The following is a 16100-nucleotide window of genomic DNA, read 5'->3' on the forward strand; positions in this document are numbered from 1 at the left end:
ATGCGCAGACGTTACGAGAGGGAATCGCGGCGGTCAACTGCTAACCTGAAAAATTGATCACTTCGGCGGTTTTCGTGAAAAAAGCCGCGCCCAAAGGCGCGGCCAGTCGACAGGGAGGAAGTCTGCCGCCTGCTTCCGGTTTGGTTACAGGCGGCGAATAGACTATCGCAGTTATTTGTTAAATTTGTATGCTGCCCTCAGACCGGTGGAAATTGGGGCAAATTTCATATGCAAAACAATATCTTTTTGGGCGGAGCCGGGGATGGCTACAGCGAACCGGAAAACCTGACGCTGAAATACGCCAACCGCCACGGGCTGATCGCGGGTGCGACCGGGACCGGAAAAACAGTGACTCTGCAAATTCTGGCAGAGGGTTTCTCGCAGGCCGGGGTGCCCGTATTTTTGTCGGATGTTAAGGGCGATCTTTCGGGGTTGGCCAAGGCGGGCAGCGCAGCGCACAAACTTCATCAGGCGTTTCAGGATCGCGCCCAGACAATCGGGTTTTCGGACTATAGCTATGGCGCTTGTCCGGTCACGTTCTGGGATTTGTTCGGAGAGCAGGGTCATCCCGTCCGCACCACTGTAACCGAGATGGGTCCGCTGCTGTTATCGCGCTTGATGGACCTCAGCGAGGCGCAGGAAGGTATCCTGAACATTGCCTTCCGTGTGGCTGATGACGAAGGGATGCCACTGCTTGACCTCAAGGACCTACAATCGCTGCTGGTTTGGGTGGGAGAGAACCGAGGCCAGCTTTCATTACGGTTTGGCAATGTCTCGACATCTTCGATTGGTGCGATCCAACGGCGGCTGCTGGTGCTAGAAAATCAGGGCGGCGCGAACCTGTTTGGTGAACCCGCACTGGAACTGGCTGATCTTATGCACACCGACGCGCAAGGGCAGGGAGTCGTGAACATCCTCGCCTCGGACAAGCTGATGGGGTCGCCCCGGCTTTATGCGACGTTCCTGCTGTGGCTGCTCAGCGAATTGTTCGAAGAACTGCCCGAGGTGGGCGACCCCGACAAGCCTAAACTGGTATTCTTTTTCGACGAAGCGCATCTTCTGTTCGAAGATGCACCCAAGGTTTTGGTGGACAAAGTGGAACAAGTCGCACGCCTGATCCGGTCCAAGGGCGTGGGGGTGTATTTCATTTCCCAGAACCCCGCCGACATACCCGAAGATATTCTGGGCCAATTGGGCAACCGGGTTCAACATGCGCTGCGGGCCTTCACCGCGCGCGACCGCAAGAACTTGCGTCTGGCGGCGGAGACCTACCGAGAGAACCCCGCTTTCGATACCGAAGCCGCGATCCGCGAGGTCGGCGTAGGCGAGGCGGTCACTTCGATGCTGGAGAAAAAGGGCGTACCTGGCGTGGTCGAGCGGACTTTGATTCGTCCGCCGGGGTCTCAGTTGGGGCCAATCACGAAGGCTGAGCGTCAAGCCATTGTTGCCGCTTCGTCGATGGAGGCGAAGTACCGAGAGCTGAAGGACAGAAAATCGGCCTTTGAAATCCTTCAGACCCGCGCAGATGCGGCCGCTCAGGCGGCAGAAAAGGCCGAGGAAGAAATCGAAACCCAATCCGTGGCCGAGCGGGAATTCGCAACGGCACGCAGATACTCCGGCAGCCGGGTTGGGCGGTCATCCTCACGCGTGATGCGCAAGAAGGACAGCTTTGCCTCCGCCATGAGCGAGGCGGTCATCAAAGAACTCAAAGGAACAACAGGCCGCCGCATCGTGCGCGGCATTCTGGGCGGGTTGTTCAAAAGCAGGTAGGGCCGGGGACAGTCGCGGACCGCTCCGGCGACGGGCTTATCCCTTAAGGCGGCGCTGGCCTTCTTGCTTGCAATAGGCGTCCGCCTCGGGGACCGTCATTTTGGTGGCCGGGAAATCAATCGCGCGGTCCCAAATGACGCGATCAGGGCGGTACAGTTGGCACGTAACTTCACCCTTCGGAGTTTGGACTTTGACCGGTGTGGTTTCAAAATCTTCCGGGCTTGGAACGCAAGCTGCCAATCCGGCGATCAGAGGAAGCAGCAGCAGTGATTTGGTCAGCGTCGAAGTCATGTGAACTCTTTTATACTCAACAGGGTAGTCGCATCATTCTACGGATTTTCTAAATTCCCGTAAACGCGTGGGATTTCGGCCAATGTCAAACTGGTTGTACCCCGTCTAGACGGACAGCGCGCTTAGATCAAGAAACCGCGCCTGAAAAGAGGCACGGTTTCGTCGCTTTTGAGATAACTGTTACTTTTCTGGTATCAATCCGCGTGGGCTGAACCTGAGGACGATCAACAGTATCAAACCCATCGTGAACAGGCGCATATGGGCAGCGCTGTCGATCAGATGCGCCTTCAATGCGCTGCCTTCGGGCATGGTTGAAGTAATCAGGTTCATCAGCCAAAGGCCCATCGGCTCGACCTGGACCCACAGGAACCAGATCAGGAACGCGCCCAGAACCGCGCCGAAATTGTTGCCCGAGCCGCCGACGATCACCATCACCCAGACGAGGAAGGTAAAGCGCAGCGGATTGTAGGTGCCCGGCGTCAGCTGCCCGTCCAGTGTGGTCATCATCGCGCCCGCAATACCGCAGATCGCGGAGCCCAGAACAAAGATCTGCAAATGGCGGCGGGTGACGTCCTTGCCCATCGCCTCGGCCGCAACTTCATTGTCGCGAATGGCGCGCATCATCCGTCCCCATGGGCTTTTCAGCGCCATCTGTGCCATCCAAAGCAGCACCAGCAGCACTATGGTGAACAGCAGCGAATAGCCCAGCTTGACCGAAAGCGTCGAGGCCGTGACTGGATCAAGACCTAGCCATTCGGCGCGAGCGATGAAACCGGGATCGGCCTGCAATTCGACCTCATAGCCGACCACGGGCGCAGGGCGCGGGATGCCGTAGACATTCTTGACGCCGCGGGCCAGCCAGTCCTCGTTCTTCATGATGGCGATAATGATCTCGGCAATACCCAGCGTCGCAATCGCCAGATAATCCGAGCGCAGACCCAACGCGGTTTTCCCGATCAACCAGGCGGCACCTGCAGCCAGCAGACCTCCGGCGGGCCAAGCAAGCAGAACGGGCAGGTTCAGACCTCCGATATTACCCGCGACGGCGGGGTCGATGGCCTCAATTGAGGCGACGTTGGGGTCGAAAATGGCGCGGTAGACAAAGAAACCGATGATCAGAATGCCGATGATCGCCAATGTTTGCACCCGCCCTTTGGGCATCTTCTGCGCGGTGATCACAGCGGCCACAACCGTCGCGGCCCCCAGCAGCAGCGCGAGGATGACGCCAAAGCCCCCGCCGGTCCATGCGCCCGGCGTCGGTGGGGTGGAAACCAGCACAACCGCTAGCCCGCCCAGCGCGACAAAGCCCATGACGCCGACGTTGAAAAGGCCCGCAAAGCCCCATTGCAGGTTCACCCCGATGGACATGATGGCCGAGATCAGCCCCATGTTCAGGATCAGGATCGCCGCGTTCCAGCTTTGCGTGAACCCGGTCAGCAGGATCAGGCTGCCGACGGCAACGAAAAGCAGCGTATTCTTGACAGTCTCGGTCATACCGCTTTCCCCTTGAACAGGCCCGTGGGTTTAAACAGAAGCACAATCAGCAGGATCACGAAGCTGACGGCGAATTTGTAATCAGTGGACAGAAATTGGACCAGGCCAGAGGGCTCAAGGCTTTCAGGGGCCAGATAGGTCAGTACCTTTTTCCATGCGTAGGTGATGGTCACCTCGGAAAAGGCGATGATGAAGCCACCCGCAATGGCCCCCAGCGGATTGCCAAGCCCGCCCACGATGGCCGAGGCAAAGATCGGCAGCAGAAGCTGGAAATAGACGAAGGGTTTGAAACTTTTGTCGAGGCCATAGAGCACACCCGCCGTGGTCGCCAGCGCGGCAACGATGATCCATGTGATCATCACCACGCGTTCCGGGTTGATGCCGGACAGTAGGGCCAGATCCTCGTTATCCGAGTAGGCCCGCATCGACTTGCCGGTGCGTGTTTTGTTCAGAAACCAGAACAGCAACGCAACGGCGACAACAGCGACGATCACGGTGATGCCCTGAGAGGTCTTGATCGCCAGCCCCTCGCGCAGCCCGGTCATCGCTTTGAAGTCGCGCGCCGAGACGATGAACCGCTCTCCGTCCGAAAAGCGCTGATCATCCGGGCCGATGATGAACCGCACGATCCCGTTCATGATGAACATCACGCCCATCGACACGATCACCAGAATGACCGGCTTGGCCTTTTGTTCGCGGTAGAACCTGTAAACCAGCCGGTCCGTGATCAGTACAAGCACGATACAGCCCAGAATTGCAAAGGGCAGGGCCAGCAGAGCGGTGGGCAGCGGCCCGAAACTGACCCCTGCGGCCTGCAGGCCCCACGTGACCAGAACAGCGATCATCGCGCCAAAGGCCATCGTGTCGCCATGGGCAAAGTTCGAGAACCGCAGGATGCCATAGATCAGCGTCACCCCCAAAGCCCCCAGCGCCAACTGGCTGCCATAGGCGATTGCGGGAACAAGAACGAAGTTGGAGAGCGCCACAAGGGCGTTGAGGAAGTCCATTAGTTTATCACCGTGCAGGCGCCATCATGGTTATAGGAAGTGTAACGCGTTGGAAGATCATCCATGCGCCACATGGCACCGCCTTGCAGAGAAGCTTCCATTGTCGATGCAATAACCATCTTCGAGAAAGCTCCAAAGTCTTTTTCACCGTTTCCTGAAGACATTGAATCGAAAACGAGCAGCTCCCCTATTTCGCCAAATTCTGCTTCTTGTTCGTGGGAATTTAGAGCGTCGAACAATTTATACTGATCCTCAGATTTGTAGTGTCTGACGATCATCCAGATATCGTATTTTTTGCAGTCCTGATTGTCTCTGGTACACTCAGGTCCGAACTTACAGGAAAACAGAGAAGATAGGTTTTGAGCCTGATCGGCAAAAGCGACTGTGTTTGCCGTAAACAGAATTGCTATCGGAGCAACCGGGTTGAACTTCAGAAACATCCTCACCCCCCCAAGAAACTCTTACGCACTTCTGGATCAGCCAGTAATTCCTTGCCCGTGCCGGTATAGGCATTCCGCCCTTGAACCAGCACGTATCCCTTGTCCGCGATCTCCAGTGCCTGACGGGCGTTCTGTTCGACCATCAGGATCGGCAGCCCGGTGCGGGAAACCTCGATGATCCGGTCGAATAGCTCATCCATCACGATGGGCGAGACGCCAGCGGTGGGTTCGTCCAGCATCAGCACCTTAGGTTGGGTCATCAGCGCGCGGCCCACGGCGACCTGCTGGCGTTGGCCGCCCGACAGCTCTCCGGCGGCTTGGTTGCGTTTGTCGCGCAGGATCGGGAAGAGGTCATAGACCTGCTCCATCGTTCCCGAAATATCGTCGCGGCGGATGAAGGCACCCATCTCAAGGTTTTCTTCCACCGTCATCGAGGTGAAGATGTTCGACGTCTGTGGCACAAACCCCATGCCCTTAATCACCCGATCTTGCGGCGACAGTTTGGTGATGTCTTCGCCGTCCAGTCGAACAGCTCCGGCGCGGACGTCCAGCATTCCGAAGACCGCCTTCATCGCGGTCGATTTTCCTGCGCCGTTGGGGCCGACGATCACGGCGATTTCGCCTTTATCGACCGCGATGGTGCAGTCATGCAGAATGTCGGGCCCCTTGCCGTAACCGCCGGTCATAGTGTCGCCGATCAGGAAGGGGCCGCCCTCGACCTTATGCGTCTCACCGCTTTTGCGATGGGCGGGGGTCATGGTGCCGACACCATGTGTGTTGGTGATTGAGGCGTCCTTGTTGCCCTTGTCGTCGTGATAAGGATTGTCGCTCACGCCAGCGGTCATGTTTGGGCCTCCAGCTTGTCTTTGTTTTTCAGGCCGGTGCCCAGATAGGCCTCGATCACGTGCTCATTGGCCTTGATCTGATCCAGAGTACCTTCGGCCAGCACCTTGCCTTCAGCCATACAGATGACCGGGTCGCAGATCTTGCCGATGAAATCCATGTCATGTTCGATGACCACGAAGGTATAGCCGCGTTCCTTGTTCAGGCGCAGGATCGTGTCGGCGATGGTCATCAAAAGGGTACGGTTCACGCCCGCGCCAACCTCGTCCAGAAACACGATCTTGGCGTCGACCATCATGGTGCGACCCAGTTCCAGCAGTTTTTTCTGTCCGCCCGAGACCTGACCGGCCTTGTGATCGGCCAGATGTTCGATGGTCAGGAACTCCAGCACCTCATCGGCCTTGGCCTTCAATGCGCGTTCTTCATCGGCAATGCGTTTGCGCCCGAACCACGTGTTCCAAAGCGATTCACCTGATTGCGCACCCGGCACCATCATCAGATTCTCGCGGCAGGACATCGAAGAAAATTCATGCGCAATCTGGAAGGTGCGCAGCAGGCCCTTGTGAAACAGCTCATGCGGGGGCAGGCCGGTGATATCCTCACCATCCATATGGACCTTCCCGCTGGTCGGCGGCAGAACGCCCGCGATCACATTGAACAGAGTGGTTTTTCCGGCCCCGTTCGGCCCGATCAGACCGGTGATCGAGCCCTTTTGGATTTCCAGCGATGCCCCGTCTACCGCATGAAACCCGCCGAAATGCTTGTGCACGTCTTCGACGACGATCATCTTTTCCCCTAGCCGCCGTTTTCCGGCGTTGTTGCCACATTCCTGTACGAATGGTGCGGGCTTTTGTCATTGAAACAGCCCGGACACAAGGCCCGGGCTGCTTGTTTTTATGACTGTTAACCTTGGATCAACGGAAGTTGACGGTTTTGTTCTCGCCGTCGGTCACTTCGATCTCGCGGTACGAACCCGCGCTTTCGCCGGGGCCGATCAGCTCAACGCCGGACGCGCCGACATAGTCGATGTCCTGACCTGCGGCCAGCAGTTCCAGACCCTTGGCCAGCTCACCTGGGTAGATCTTTTCACCCGGTGCGTTGGCGACGTCCATGATCTTGCTGCCGTAATCGGCGGGGCTGGTCGAGCCTGCGGCCTGCATGGCCAGCATGAACAGCGCAGCTGCGTCATAGGCTTCCGGCGAATAAGGCGACGAACCGTCGAAACCGGCGGCTTCAGCCATTGCAAAGTACTTCTCGGCGCCCTCGCCACCCGAACCGGCGATCTGACCGAACGAGCCGTTCAGGTCCGGGCCAACATTGTTGGGAAGCGAGTCACCGATCATGCCGCCGGGCAGACCGAACGTGTCAAACGCACCGCTGTCCAGTGCCGACTGGATGATACCCAGACCACCTTGGTCGAGATAACCCGCGACAACCAGAATGTCGCCACCGGCCGAGGCCAGCGCGCCCACTTCGGCCGAGTAGTCGGCCTTGCCGTCTTCGTGTGCGGCAACGATGGTCACTTCGCCACCTGACGCCTCAAACGAGGACTGGATCGCGTCTGCCAAACCCTTGCCGTAATCGTTGTTGGTGTAGGTCAGTGCAATCGAGCTGATGCCACGGTCATTCAGGATGTCCGCCATCACCTGACCTTCACGCGCATCCGACGGCGCGGTGCGGAAGAACAGGCCGTTGTCTTCCATGGTCGACAGGCCGGGCGAAGTCGCCGATGGCGAAATCATCACCATGCCGTTTGGAATAGCGACGTTCTGCAGGATCGCGCCGGTCACACCCGAGCAGTCGCCGCCAATGATGCCAGCAACTCCATCTGCGATCATACGCTCTCCGTTCGAGGTCGCCAGGCCATTGTCGATACAACCAGTATCGGCGCGGGACGCGCTGACTTTGGTGCCGTCCAGCAGCTTGCCAGATTCGGTGACTTCGGCCATTGCCAGTTCCGCACCTGAACCCATCGCCGGGGCCAGTGATTCAATCGGGCCGGTGAAGCCGAACAGGACGCCCAGCGTGATATCTTCGGCCAGAGCCGGACCAGCCAGCAGAGCGGATGCCGCAGTTGCAGTAAGCAGCTTTTTCATATGGTTACTCCCTATTGTGAACGTATTCGTTCTGGTCACGACCCTAGGCAAGCTGCTCGGAAAAGAAAAGTCCTAACGCAAACGTGTTTTTGCGCAAAGGAAAGCTATTTGGTCTCATAGGGCTGACGCAGTGATTTTGAAGGGAAAAATGATGGTCCGAGCATTTGCGCTTCTTCTTTTGACGCTGCTAAGCGTCCCGCTGCGTGCTGAGGTCTTAAGCACCTCTTCGGGTTCAGTGCAGGTTGAGCCGATGGTTCAGGGGCTGGATACGCCGTGGGCCGTCGGAATTATGCCTGACGGATCGTTTCTGGTGACAGAACGGGATGGAGAGTTGCTGCATGTCTCGGATGGCAAGGCAAAGAAGGTGCGCGGTGTCCCAAAGGTTGCGGCAAACGGACAGGGTGGGTTGCTGGATGTGACAATCGCCCGTGATTTCACGCAAAGCCGGGAGATTTTTCTGACCTTCTCAAAGCCTCAACGGGGTGGGGCCGGTACCGCTCTATCCGTGGCGCGGCTGTCTGAAAGCGGGGATCGGCTGACCAATCTGCGGGTCCTCTTCGAAGCCGTTCCCGGAGGGTCCGGTGGTCGACATTTCGGTTCGCGTGTGGTCGAGGCCAACGACGGCACTTTATTTGTCACTATTGGGGATCGCGGCGACCGCCCCCAAGCGCAGGAAACGTCCAACCCTATTGGTTCAGTGATCCGCGTGAACCGTGACGGAACAGTTCCTGCGGATAACCCGTTTGTGGGGGCGCCGGATGTTCGGCCCGAAATCTGGTCCTATGGCCATCGCAACCCACAGGGGGCCGGATTGGACGCACAGGGCCGCTTGTGGGCCGCAGAACACGGTGCGCGCGGCGGGGATGAGGTGAACCTGATCCAACCCGGACGGAATTACGGCTGGCCGATCATTTCGTACGGTCGTCACTATTCGGGTAAGAAGATTGGCGAGGGCACTTTCAAAGATGGGCTTGAACAGCCGAAATTTTATTGGGACCCGTCCATCGCACCCTCGGGTCTGTTGGTTTATTCCGGCAAGCTATGGCCGCAATGGGCCGGCGATATATTCGTTGGCTCCCTGAAGTTTGACTATATTGCCCGTCTCGCAGGATCGCCCCTGACCGAGGTCGAAAAGATCGAGGGCTCAGCGACAGAACGAGTCCGCGATATTGTGGAAGCGCCGGACGGGGCGATCTGGTTTATCTCTGTCGGGCAGGGCGCGGTTTACCGGATGACACCGGGTTAAACAGACAGTTTCCCGCCTTGAGCGCCTCGCTCGCGATATGGCGTGGTGTTGTAATGGGCGCGGTAGCATTTCGAGAAATGCGACGGGCTGGCAAAGCCACAGGCCAGCGCCACGTTGATCACGCTCATATCGGTCTGCATCAGCAGGTTTCGCGCCTTGTGCAGCCGCAGCTCCATGTAATACCGCTTGGGTGAGCGGCTCAGGTAGCGCCGGAACAGCCGTTCCAGCTGGCGCGTGGACATGCCGACATCCTTGGCCAGAATCGAGGGCGAGATCGGCTCTTCGATGTTTTTTTCCATCATAAGGATGACCTGGCTGAGCTTTGGATGCCGAACCCCGATCCGGGTGGGGGTCGACAGGCGCTGCGTGTCCTGATCCGTGCGGATCGACGAATAGATCATCTGATCCGCCACCGCATTCGCCAGATCTTCACCATAGTCATCCGCGATGATCTTCAACATCAGGTCGATGGACGAAGTCCCGCCCGCCGTCGTCATCCGGTTGCCGTCGATCTGGAACACGGATTTCGTCAGCTCGACCTCATCGAATTCCTCGATGAAGCTGTCCGAATTCTCCCAGTGGATTGTCGCGCGTTTGCCATCCATCAAACCAGCCTTGGCCAGAGTGAAGGCTGCTGTACACAATCCGCCAATTTTCAATCCCCGCCGCGCCTCGCGTCGTACCCAATTGAGCACCTTCTTGGTGGTGGCGTTCTGAACATCTACGCCGCCGCAAATCAGGATCACGGCATCGCGCTGAAGTTCAACGAGATCGGAATCAAGTTTGAAGTTGGCTCCAGCCGAACATGTAACGGTGTCACCGCCTTCACCGGCAAAGGTCCAGGTGTACAGCTCTTTATCGGCCATACGATTGGCGATGCGCAGGCTGTCCAGTGCCGACGCAAAAGACAGCAAAGAGAACTTGTCCAAAAGGACAAACACGAAATTCTTAGGGTTGGCCGCAGTGTCTTGCACCGTGACAACTTGGCGTTGCTCTTGCATGGCGAGGTGTCCTTGATTCGCCGCCAGGGGACGATAGGTCCGGCGGCACGTATTAAAACCACCATGATCAAAGCTTGTTTACGACGTCAAGGGGGCGCAATTGGGATATGGTCACTCTGTCACGCATTTTGTATAGAGACGACCTGAATACTTCAGCGGAGATCAAAGCTATGACCGAGTGGCAAAAAACGAACTGGCGCAACAAGCCCCGAGTTCAGATGCCAGATTATACCGACGCGGCCGCGCTGGCCAAGGTCGAGGCCCAGCTTGCCCAGTATCCCCCGCTGGTTTTTGCGGGCGAGGCACGGCGGTTGAAACAACACCTGGCTGCGGCTGGACGGGGTGAGGCGTTCCTGCTTCAAGGCGGCGACTGTGCTGAAAGCTTTGAACAATTCAGCGCGGATGCGATCCGTGACACGTTCAAGGTAATGCTGCAGATGGCGATGGTTCTGACCTATGGTGCCAAGGTGCCGGTGGTCAAAGTTGGCCGTATGGCCGGTCAGTTCGCCAAACCGCGCAGTGCCCCGACCGAAGTGGTGGATGGTGTGGAACTGCCCAGCTACCGTGGTGATATCATCAACGAGCTGGCCTTCACTCCCGAGGCCCGCATTCCGAATCCGTCCAAGATGCTGCAAGCCTACACGCAGGCGGCGGCCACGCTGAACCTGCTGCGCGCGTTTTCGACTGGTGGTTTCGCGGATATGAGCCGCGTGCATTCCTGGACGTTGGGCTTCACGGATGAGCAGGACGTTCAAAAGTATTCCGAGATCGCCGACCGCATTCAGGACACGATCGACTTTATGGATGCTGCCGGAATCACCGCCGACACCACGCACGAGTTCTCGACCGTCGAATTCTACACCAGCCACGAAGGGCTGCTGCTGGAATACGAAGAGGCGCTGACCCGTCTGGATTCGACCTCTGGCAACTGGCTGGCTGGCTCGGGTCACATGATCTGGATCGGCGACCGTACCCGTCAGCCCGACGGCGCGCATGTTGAATTCTGCCGGGGCGTACAGAACCCGATCGGTCTGAAATGCGGTCCGACCACGACTGCCGAAGACCTCAAGGTTCTGATGTCCAAGCTGAACCCCGAAAACGAAGAGGGTCGCCTGACCCTAATTGCGCGGTTTGGTGCAGGCAAAGCGGGTGAGCATCTGCCGCGCTTGGTGAAGGCCGTCAAGGAAGAGGGTGCCAATGTGACCTGGGTCTGCGATCCGATGCATGGCAACACGATCAAGTCGGCCACGGGTTACAAGACTCGCCCATTCGATTCGGTCCTGCGCGAAGTCCGTGATTTCTTTGGCGTCCATCAGGCCGAGGGCACCGTCCCCGGCGGCGTGCATTTTGAGATGACCGGTCTGGACGTCACCGAATGCACTGGCGGCGTGCGCGCAGTGACGGAAGAGGACCTCTCGGACCGCTACCACACCGCTTGCGACCCGCGTTTGAACGCGTCGCAATCGTTGGAACTGGCGTTCCTTGTGGCCGAAGAACTGACGAACCTGCGCCGTAACCGCACTAAACGTGCGGTTGGCTAAGGCGGCGCGCTTCTTTACGCGAACCCAAAGGGGGCCAAGTTGTTTGGGCTGAGCTTCCTTTGGGCACGTTTGCGCCGTCGGCATTCTCGTAAGGCGTCACAGAGTTTCTACTGCCTGACGCCTTACTTGCAGAATCTCGACCCGATCGAGAATCCAAGAACCCGTATGCGCGCCGATGGCCGGTTCGAGCGCGAGGTTGGGCGAGACAAAAAAACCGGCAAGACGATCTGGTTGCCGGTTCTAAAATAACATCGGGTTCCGAACTCAGTCGTCGCGCGACACGACCAGCCGCAGGTGCGAACCCGGACGTTTGAATTCTGTCTGATCTTCGGCAAAACCAACCACAGACGGCCGTGCCGGTTTTTGAGGGGCCTGAACATCTGAGACGGGGCGCAGTTTCTGATCCGAGACGTCAAAGCGCCGTGGGGTTGCACCGATCACGCCGTCGCTGACCATCACGCCCAGAATGCGGCTGACATCACCCAGATCGCTTTTCAAAGGCAGCAGGATCATCCGTGCCTGCATTCGGGTGCGACCCAGTGCGCCGGACGAGATCAACCCAAGCTCCGCAATCGCGGGCTTGGCAAAGACTTCTTCCAATACGTCGGTGATTTGAGTCCGCGCACCCGGTTCGAAAAACGCTGTCAGAGGCATTCCGCGTACCTCCATACCTGCCAGGTTGTTCAGATGGCTGCCCGCAAGGCGAAACCTTGCCAGACCGGGTGCGATGCGTTCCAGGATGAAGGTGTATTCCAGAATATTCTCGAGTCCGCGCGGATCAATCTGCGACCGCATGGGCACACCGTCGCCCGTCAGCAACGCTGTCCAATATGCCTCAGCCTGCCGGATGGGGGACAGGCTGCGCCCACTGTCAAAACGATCCATTGCGACGATCTTTCCAAAGTTTGACCCGGAACCGTTCCCGAAAAACGTCTTCATTTTCATCACCCTAGTGTCAATCGACCGTCATTTTCATAAAATGCCACATATCGGGGACATCACCGACTGACCACCCCAACAGCAACCAGATTGACACGGGTTAATACAATTTTGGAGGAATTCTTTAATGAATGGTTAACTGGGTACTGGATGCGACAAACTCAGCAAACTCTTGCCCTGCGCTGGTGGTTGGCTTTAGGTGCTGGCGGAATAGGGCCATGGGCTATAACGAAAGGTCGGCTATGATCAGATCCATGACGGGCTTCGCCTCGGGCAAAGGCGCTTTGGGGCCGCATAGCTGGACGTGGGAGCTGCGCAGCGTCAACGGCAAGGGGCTGGACATGCGCATTCGCGTTCCTGATTGGCTGACAGGGCTGGAGGCGGCGCTGCGGGCGCAGATGTCCAAGGCGCTGAGCCGGGGGAATGTCACCTTGTCGCTGCGCTTGAACCGGGACGAATCCGCGCCTGAGATCGTGTTGAACGAAACGGCCATGGCCGCAGCCCTGGCGGCGGTGAAGCGCACCCAGCAGATGGCGGAGGAAGCTGGCGTAGCACTTGCAACGCCAAGCGCTGCCGATTTGGTGGCGCTAAAAGGCATGCTGGATGCAGGGGCCGATGTGGATGATCCGACCGCTCTGGTAAAGCAACTCAGCACCGAATTTGCGACCGTTCTGGCCGAGTTCATCGCCATGCGCGAGGCCGAGGGGCAAGCGCTGGCCAAGGTTCTAGACAGCCAGCTGGATCAGGTGGCAGCTTTCACCGATCAGGCCGCCGGGCTGGCCGAACAGCGCAAGGACAAGATGGCCGATGTCTTACGCGAAAATCTGGCCCGCGTGCTGGAAAACGCACAAAGCGCAGATCCGGACCGGGTCGCGCAAGAACTGGCGCTGATCGCGGTCAAAGCGGATGTGACCGAGGAAATCGACCGCCTCAGAACCCATGTCACGGCCGCGCGTGACTTGCTGGCACAGGATGTGGCCGTGGGGCGCAAGCTGGATTTTCTGATGCAGGAATTCAATCGCGAGACAAATACCTTATGCTCCAAGGCGCAAAGCGCCGAACTGACCTCGGTAGGGCTTGAGTTGAAAGCCGTAATTGATCAGATGCGAGAGCAAGTGCAGAACGTGGAATAACGACAGGAACACCCTTATGGCGGATCGACGCGGCCTACTCATTATTTTGTCTTCACCTTCGGGGGCGGGCAAATCCACTTTGGCCCGGCGGCTGATGCAGTGGGACAGCGACCTTGAATTCTCGGTCTCGGCCACAACGCGCGCCCCACGTCCGGGTGAGGAACATGGCCGCGAATACTTCTTCCTCAGTGAGGATGCGTTCAAACAGCAGGTCGCCGACGGTCAGATGCTGGAGCACGCGCATGTATTCGGGAATTTCTATGGCTCACCCGCGGGGCCGGTGCGCGAGTCGATCAACAGCGGCAAGGACGTGCTGTTTGATGTTGACTGGCAGGGCGAGGTGCAGATTCGCAACTCAGATCTAGGCAAGCACGCTTTGTCGATTTTCATCCTGCCGCCCTCGATCCCCGAACTGCGTCGTCGGCTGGAAAGCCGGGGTCAGGACGCCGCCGACGTGATCGCCAAGCGGATGCTGAAAAGCTGGGATGAGATCAGCCACTGGGGCTATTACGACTACGTTCTGGTGAATGACGATCTGGATGCGACTGAGGAAAAGCTGAAGACCATCGTCAGCGCCGAACGCATGCGGCGTATTCAGCAACCGGTGCTGCAAAACCACGTTCGCACGCTGCAAAACGAATTTGAGGAATTGTCATGACGGTCTACGCCCTCGGCCCGCACACGCCGCAAATCCACGAGGACACATGGGTCGCGCCCGATGCCAACCTGATTGGGAAGGTGGTGCTGGAGCAGTGGGCCTCGGTCTGGTTTGGCTGCACCATACGCGCCGATCACGAAGAGATCCGCGTGGGCGAAGGCAGCAACGTGCAAGAAAACTGCGTGATGCATATTGATGCGGGCTATCCGCTGACGATCGGCAAGAACTGCACCATTGGGCATAAGGTCATGCTGCATGGCTGCACGATCGGGGAAAATACTCTGATCGGGATGGGGGCAATTGTCCTGAACGGCGCAAAAATAGGAAAGAATTGCCTGATCGGGGCAGGGGCGTTGATCACTGAAGGCAAGGAAATCCCGGATAATTCGCTGGTGATGGGTGCACCGGGCAAGGTGGTGCGAGAATTGGATGCGGCTGCGGCGCAAAAGATCACGTTCAGCGCTCTGCATTATCAGGAAAATATGCGCAAGTTTCGTGAAACTTTGACACCCGTGCCCTAGAACGCCCTCGAATATCACCGAGTACCAACGATGTCAGACGATCTGCTTGCCGAAATTGTGTCGGCCATTCCCCTACCTGCCCTGATGGTCGATCAGACCGAGCGGATCATAGCGGCCAATACAGATGCACGGACGTTGCTTGGGCAAAACATCGTCACCCGTCATTTTGCCACCATCCTGCGTCAGCCGCAGGTGATTGAGGCGATGGAGCAAAGCCTGCGTGACAAGGGGCGGGCGAAGACGCGCCACCTTGCAAATGACGGCGCTCAGGACACCACGTTCGAGGTAGAGTGCCGCTATATGAACGGTGTTGGCGCTGTCTCAGGCGGGGCTGTTCTGGCCGTTTTTCAGGATGTGACCCATCTTGAACAGGCCAGTCAGATGCGGCGCGATTTTGTCGCCAATGTCAGTCACGAACTGCGCACGCCGCTGACCGCGTTGATGGGCTTTATAGAAACCCTGCGCGGCCCCGCCCGCGAAGATGCCGCCGCGCGCGAGCGCTTTCTTCAGATCATGACGGATGAGGCCAACCGCATGAACCGGCTGGTAGGGGACTTGCTGTCGCTGAACCGGGTCGAAAGCGAAGAACGGGTGCGACCACGAGAGGAGCTGGACCTGTCGGGCTTGCTCCAATCCACGATAAATTCACTGCGGCCACTGGCCGAGGATGCGGAAGTTGAACTTCGCCTTACCAATGATCCCCAGGGACCGGTGTCCTTGATCGGTGACAGCGATCAGTTGCGGCAGGTTTTTACCAACTTGATCGAGAACGGAATCAAATACGGCGGTAGCGGCGGCTTGGTTGAAGTACGAATTCAGTCTTTCGAACGGGACACCGCCATGCGCGGCCCGGCTGTGCGGGTTCAGATTTCGGATAAGGGGCCGGGTATCGACCCGACTCACCTGCCGCGTTTGACCGAGCGATTCTACCGGGCAGACAATCACAGGTCCCGGCAATTGGGTGGAACCGGTTTGGGGCTGGCGATCGTAAAACATATCGTCAATCGGCATCGCGGGCGCTTGCGGGTGGAAAGCGAGTTGGGCAAAGGGTCTGTTTTCACAGTGATTTTGCCGCAGCTAAAACCGGAAGAGGCTCAGGTTTGACGCCCGGCATACCGGG

Annotated in this window: 16 protein-coding genes; 7 read left to right on the top strand and 9 right to left on the bottom strand. The window is 58.1% G+C overall.

Annotation, left to right across the window (positions count from 1 at the left end):
* Positions 1-228 precede the first annotated feature (228 nt).
* On the top strand, positions 229-1770 hold the full coding sequence (locus ACR0CA_RS02280; protein ID WP_170769774.1) for a helicase HerA-like domain-containing protein: 1542 nt from the start codon (positions 229-231) through the stop codon (positions 1768-1770).
* A 36-nt stretch (positions 1771-1806) separates the two neighbouring features.
* Here ACR0CA_RS02280 and ACR0CA_RS02285 read toward each other — a convergent pair whose 3' ends face one another.
* The 7 genes from ACR0CA_RS02285 to ACR0CA_RS02315 all read right to left on the bottom strand — a co-directional run bounded on the left by ACR0CA_RS02285 (position 1807) and on the right by ACR0CA_RS02315 (position 7941).
* On the bottom strand, positions 1807-2061 hold the full coding sequence (locus tag ACR0CA_RS02285) for a hypothetical protein (RefSeq protein ID WP_170769773.1): 255 nt from the start codon (positions 2059-2061) through the stop codon (positions 1807-1809).
* Between the two features lie 180 nt (positions 2062-2241).
* Positions 2242-3555: a branched-chain amino acid ABC transporter permease gene (locus ACR0CA_RS02290; protein WP_480897323.1), complete on the bottom strand. Its 1314-nt coding sequence runs from the start codon at positions 3553-3555 to the stop codon at positions 2242-2244.
* A complete protein-coding gene (locus tag ACR0CA_RS02295) occupies positions 3552-4562 on the bottom strand; it encodes a branched-chain amino acid ABC transporter permease (RefSeq protein ID WP_170790892.1) in 1011 nt (336 codons plus the stop codon). Before ACR0CA_RS02295 ends, ACR0CA_RS02290 begins: the two co-directional genes overlap by 4 nt.
* Positions 4562-5002, bottom strand: a complete 441-nt coding sequence (locus ACR0CA_RS02300) for a hypothetical protein (RefSeq protein WP_480897324.1) — start codon at positions 5000-5002, stop codon at positions 4562-4564. Before ACR0CA_RS02300 ends, ACR0CA_RS02295 begins: the two co-directional genes overlap by 1 nt.
* A gap of 2 nt (positions 5003-5004) precedes the next feature.
* The gene (locus tag ACR0CA_RS02305; RefSeq protein WP_170769848.1) at positions 5005-5835 is read right to left on the bottom strand and encodes an ABC transporter ATP-binding protein; all 831 of its coding nucleotides are present in this window, start codon (positions 5833-5835) and stop codon (positions 5005-5007) included.
* A gap of 8 nt (positions 5836-5843) precedes the next feature.
* On the bottom strand, positions 5844-6632 hold the full coding sequence (locus tag ACR0CA_RS02310) for an ABC transporter ATP-binding protein (protein ID WP_480897325.1): 789 nt from the start codon (positions 6630-6632) through the stop codon (positions 5844-5846).
* A 127-nt stretch (positions 6633-6759) separates the two neighbouring features.
* Positions 6760-7941: an ABC transporter substrate-binding protein gene (locus ACR0CA_RS02315; RefSeq protein ID WP_170769768.1), complete on the bottom strand. Its 1182-nt coding sequence runs from the start codon at positions 7939-7941 to the stop codon at positions 6760-6762.
* Between the two features lie 151 nt (positions 7942-8092).
* Here ACR0CA_RS02315 and ACR0CA_RS02320 point away from each other — a divergent pair, with 151 nt between their 5' ends.
* Positions 8093-9187, top strand: coding sequence for a PQQ-dependent sugar dehydrogenase (locus tag ACR0CA_RS02320; protein WP_480897326.1), 1095 nt, complete (start codon positions 8093-8095; stop codon positions 9185-9187).
* On the opposite strand, the gene ACR0CA_RS02325 is transcribed toward ACR0CA_RS02320, so the two are convergent.
* Complete coding sequence (locus ACR0CA_RS02325) at positions 9184-10188, bottom strand: GlxA family transcriptional regulator (RefSeq protein ID WP_170786786.1); 1005 nt, start codon at positions 10186-10188, stop codon at positions 9184-9186. The genes ACR0CA_RS02320 and ACR0CA_RS02325 overlap by 4 nt on opposite strands.
* Before the next feature lie 170 nt (positions 10189-10358).
* Here ACR0CA_RS02325 and ACR0CA_RS02330 point away from each other — a divergent pair, with 170 nt between their 5' ends.
* Positions 10359-11729 carry a class II 3-deoxy-7-phosphoheptulonate synthase gene (locus tag ACR0CA_RS02330; protein WP_480897327.1) on the top strand — a complete coding sequence of 457 codons (1371 nt, stop codon included), beginning with the start codon at positions 10359-10361 and terminating at the stop codon, positions 11727-11729.
* Between the two features lie 264 nt (positions 11730-11993).
* Here the strand turns inward: ACR0CA_RS02330 and ACR0CA_RS02335 are convergent, their stop codons facing one another.
* Complete coding sequence (locus ACR0CA_RS02335; RefSeq protein WP_480897328.1) at positions 11994-12614, bottom strand: PAS domain-containing protein; 621 nt, start codon at positions 12612-12614, stop codon at positions 11994-11996.
* A 296-nt stretch (positions 12615-12910) separates the two neighbouring features.
* On the opposite strand from ACR0CA_RS02335, the gene ACR0CA_RS02340 reads away from it, so the two are divergent.
* Genes ACR0CA_RS02340 through ACR0CA_RS02355 form a run of 4 tightly spaced genes read left to right on the top strand, consistent with a single transcriptional unit; the run spans position 12911 to position 16084 of the window.
* Complete coding sequence (locus ACR0CA_RS02340; protein ID WP_480897329.1) at positions 12911-13801, top strand: YicC/YloC family endoribonuclease; 891 nt, start codon at positions 12911-12913, stop codon at positions 13799-13801.
* 16 nt (positions 13802-13817) lie between these two features.
* Positions 13818-14459 (top strand): guanylate kinase, encoded by a 642-nt coding sequence (gene gmk / locus ACR0CA_RS02345; protein ID WP_480552135.1) that lies wholly within the window; start codon positions 13818-13820, stop codon positions 14457-14459.
* The gene (locus ACR0CA_RS02350; protein WP_480897330.1) at positions 14456-14980 is read left to right on the top strand and encodes a gamma carbonic anhydrase family protein; all 525 of its coding nucleotides are present in this window, start codon (positions 14456-14458) and stop codon (positions 14978-14980) included. The genes gmk and ACR0CA_RS02350 overlap by 4 nt, the downstream gene beginning before the upstream one ends.
* Before the next feature lie 30 nt (positions 14981-15010).
* Entirely contained in the window at positions 15011-16084 is a 1074-nt protein-coding gene (locus ACR0CA_RS02355) for a sensor histidine kinase (RefSeq protein WP_480897331.1), read from the top strand.
* The last annotated feature ends 16 nt before the right edge of the window (positions 16085-16100 follow it).

The organism is Ruegeria sp. F12 (assembly GCF_056533885.1).